Genomic DNA, 1,573 nt, shown 5'->3' on the forward strand with positions numbered 1-1,573 from the left:
GATCATCGGGGTGCTCGCGCATGAGACCGGGCATCTGGCGGGCGGCCATCTGTCGAAGCTGCGCGAGCAGCTCGCCGCCGCCCAAACCCAGATGATCATCGCGATGCTGCTCGGCGCCGGCGCGATCGCCGCCGGCAGCACCCAGCGCAGCAGCACCGGCAACAACGGCCTCGCCAATGCGGGGGCGGCCGCCCTCGCCGGTCCACAGGAGATGATCCGCCGCACGCTGTTGTCTTACCAGCGCCAGCAGGAGGAGAATGCCGACCGTGCCGGCGTGAAATTCCTGACCGCGACGGGGCAGTCGCCGAAGGGCATGTACGAGACCTTCAAGCGCTTCACCAGCGAGAGCCTGTTCGCCGCGCGCGGCGCCGATCCCTATCTGCAGTCGCACCCGATGCCGGCCGAGCGCGTCGCCGCGCTGCAGGAGTTCGCAAGCTCCAGCCCCTATTGGGACAAGAAGGACGATCCCGCGCTCCAGCTCCGCCATGACATGGTGCGCGCCAAGATCTCCGCCTTCATGGAGCGGCCGGAGACGGTGTACCGTCGCTATCCCCAGACCAACGACAGTCTGCCGGCGCGCTACGCCCGCGCCATCAGCACCTATCTGCACGGCGATCTGCGCAGCGCGCTCGCCCAGATCGACGCGCTGATCCAGGTCCAGCCGAACAACCCGTACTTCTACGAGGTGCGCGGCCAGGCCTTGCTGGAGAGCGGCAAGCCCGCCGAAGCGATCGCTCCCCTGCGCAAGGCTGTCGCGCTCTCGAACAACGCGCCCCTCATCGAGATGTTACTTGGGCAGGCTCTGGTTGGAACCGATAATAAGGCCTACACCGACGACGCCGTTCGGATTCTCCGTGCCGCGGTGGCACGGGAGCCCGAAGCGCCAATCGGCTTTACTCAGCTCGCGATGGCCTATGGCCGGAAGGGAGATTATGCCGAGGCGGATCTCGCGTCGGCGCAGGCCGCCTACTTGCGCGGCGACAACAAGACCGCCCGCGAGCTCGCCACGCGCGCGAAAACCCGTTTCGCCATCGGCACGCCCGGATGGGTCAAGGCCGACGACATCGTGGCGGCCAAGCCGCCGCGCAACTAGCTAGAACGACGCCAGACACCACGACGTCACGACACCGAGCTTTAAGTCCGCCGGGACGTTTTCCGAAACCTGCTTTGGATAAGAGGATTTGCCTATGCCTTCGCTGCGTCTGCTTGCTCCCGCGCTGTTTGCGCTCGCCATGTTCGGCGCAACCGCGCCCGCGTCGGCTGACAGCTTCTCCGATGCCCAGCGCACCGACATCGAGGCGATCATCAAGAACTACCTCGTCACCCATCCCGAGGTGCTCGAGGAGGCGATGACCGAGCTCAGCAAGCGCCAGGCCGCGGCCGAAACGCAGAAGCACGAGGCCAGCATCGCGCAGAACGCGGACGCGATCTTCAACTCGCCGCGCCAGGTCGTGCTCGGCAACAAGGAGGGCGACGTCACCTTCGTCGAGTTCTTCGACTACAATTGCGGCTACTGCAAACGCGCGATGACCGACATGCTCGACCTCATGAAGAGTGATCCGAAGCTGAAGGT

Annotated in this window: 1 protein-coding gene and 1 pseudogene; both read left to right on the forward strand. The window is 65.7% G+C overall.

Going from position 1 to position 1,573, the window contains the following annotated elements:
* Positions 1-1,093, forward strand: a 1,093-nt coding sequence (locus AC1D00_RS40445; RefSeq protein ID WP_477014552.1) for a M48 family metalloprotease, incomplete at its 5' end; no start/stop codon positions are given.
* Between the two features lie 94 nt (positions 1,094-1,187).
* Positions 1,188-1,573, forward strand: a pseudogene (locus tag AC1D00_RS40450) (DsbA family protein); the annotation flags it as partial.

Source organism: Bradyrhizobium sp. P2_E8 (genome assembly GCF_056403875.1).